This is a genomic window from Exiguobacterium sp. s78, from assembly GCF_018618985.1.
GTDB classification, from domain to species: Bacteria; Bacillota; Bacilli; order Exiguobacteriales; family Exiguobacteriaceae; genus Exiguobacterium_A; species Exiguobacterium_A abrahamii.
This window is the reverse complement of the sequence record NZ_JACSNB010000010.1, coordinates 1-2175: the sequence shown is the minus strand read 5'-3', so window position 1 is coordinate 2175 and position 2175 is coordinate 1. Positions and strand designations below refer to the sequence as shown.

The 2175-nt window shown below is 53.4% G+C and carries 1 rRNA gene; it reads left to right on the top strand.

Annotated features, from left to right (window positions below):
- Positions 1-29: 29 nt before the first annotated feature.
- Positions 30-2175, top strand: a 23S ribosomal RNA gene (locus KNQ18_RS17090); the annotation flags it as partial.

The window sequence follows — 2175 nt, the reverse complement described above, 5'->3', positions numbered from 1 at the left end:
AGACGTGTGTTCTTAGAATACCAACGCTAGATCAAGGTATGAAGGGCGTACGGTGGATGCCTTGGCACTAGGAGCCGATGAAGGACGCGACGAACAGCGATATGCTTCGGGGAGCAGTAAGTATGCTTTGATCCGAAGATTTCCGAATGGGGGAACCCACCATCCGTAATGGGATGGGACATGTTACATGAATACATAGTGTAGCGTGAGGCAGACCCGGGGAACTGAAACATCTAAGTACCCGGAGGAAGAGAAAGCAAATGCGATTCCCTGAGTAGCGGCGAGCGAAACGGGAACAGCCCAAACCGGAGAGCATGCTCTTCGGGGTTGTAGGACACTCTATACGGAGTCAAAAAGGAAGACAGTAGGTGAAGGACCTGGAAAGGTCGGCCGAAGAAGGTGACAGCCCTGTAGCTGAAACTGTTTTCCCTCCAGAGTGGATCCTGAGTACGGCGGGACACGTGAAACCCCGTCGGAATCCGGGAGGACCATCTCCCAAGGCTAAATACTCCCTAGTGACCGATAGTGAACCAGTACCGTGAGGGAAAGGTGAAAAGCACCCCGGAAGGGGAGTGAAATAGATCCTGAAACCGTATGCCTACAAGTAGTCAGAGCCCGTTAACGGGTGATGGCGTGCCTTTTGTAGAATGAACCGGCGAGTTACGATAACGCGCGAGGTTAAGCCGATGAGGCGGAGCCGTAGCGAAAGCGAGTCTGAACAGGGCGTTCAGTGCGTTGTCGTAGACCCGAAACCAGGTGATCTACCCATGTCCAGGATGAAGGTCAGGTAACACTGACTGGAGGTCCGAACCCACGCACGTTGAAAAGTGCGGGGATGAGGTGTGGGTAGCGGTGAAATGCCAATCGAACCTGGAGATAGCTGGTTCTCCCCGAAATAGCTTTAGGGCTAGCCTCGAGGTTGAGAGTTCTGGAGGTAGAGCACTGATTGGACTAGGGGCCCCCACAGGGTTACCGAATTCAGTTAAACTCCGAATGCCAGCAACTTATACTCGGGAGTCAGACTGCGAGTGATAAGATCCGTAGTCAAGAGGGAAACAGCCCAGACCGCCAGCTAAGGTCCCAAAGTGTATGTTAAGTGGAAAAGGATGTGGCGCTGCCTAGACAGCTAGGATGTTGGCTTAGAAGCAGCCACCATTCAAAGAGTGCGTAATAGCTCACTAGTCGAGTGGCGCCGCGCCGAAAATGTAACGGGGCTAAACATACCACCGAAGCTGCGGATTCCGTAAGGAATGGTAGGGGAGCGTTCCAAACCGCTGTGAAGCTGTACCGGAAGGAGCAGTGGAGCGTTTGGAAGTGAGAATGCCGGTGTGAGTAGCGAAAAGAGGGGTGAGAATCCCCTCCGTCGAAAGCCCAAGGTTTCCTGAGGAAGGCTCGTCCGCTCAGGGTTAGTCTGGACCTAAGCCGAGGCCGAAAGGCGTAGGCGATGGATAACAGGTTGATATTCCTGTACCGCCGATCCACCGTTTGAACAATGGGGGGACGCAGGAGGATAGTGACGCATGCGGATGGAAGTGCATGTGCAAGTTTCAAGACCGTCTGATTGGCAAATCCGTCAGGCATCAAAGTCAAGGAACGACGCGGAGTCCCGTAGGGACGTAGGTCACGATTTCACACTGCCAAGAAAAGCCTCTAGTGAGGGGGAAGGCGCCAGTACCGTAAACCGACACAGGTAGGCGAGATGAGAATTCTAAGACGCGCGGGATAACTCTCGTTAAGGAACTCGGCAAAATGGTCCCGTAACTTCGGGAGAAGGGACGCTCTACATGAGTAGAGCCGCAGTGAATAGGCCCAAACGACTGTTTAGCAAAAACACAGGTCTCTGCTAAATCGCAAGATGACGTATAGGGGCTGACGCCTGCCCGGTGCTGGAAGGTTAAGGGGATGGGTTAGCGCAAGCGAAGCTTTGAACCGAAGCCCCAGTAAACGGCGGCCGTAACTATAACGGTCCTAAGGTAGCGAAATTCCTTGTCGGGTAAGTTCCGACCCGCACGAAAGGCGTAACGATTTGGGCACTGTCTCAACGAGAGACCCGGTGAAATCATAGTACCTGTGAAGATGCAGGTTACCCGCGACAGGACGGAAAGACCCCATGGAGCTTTACTACAGCCTGATATTGAGGCTTTGTGCATGATGTACAGGATAGGCGGGAGACGT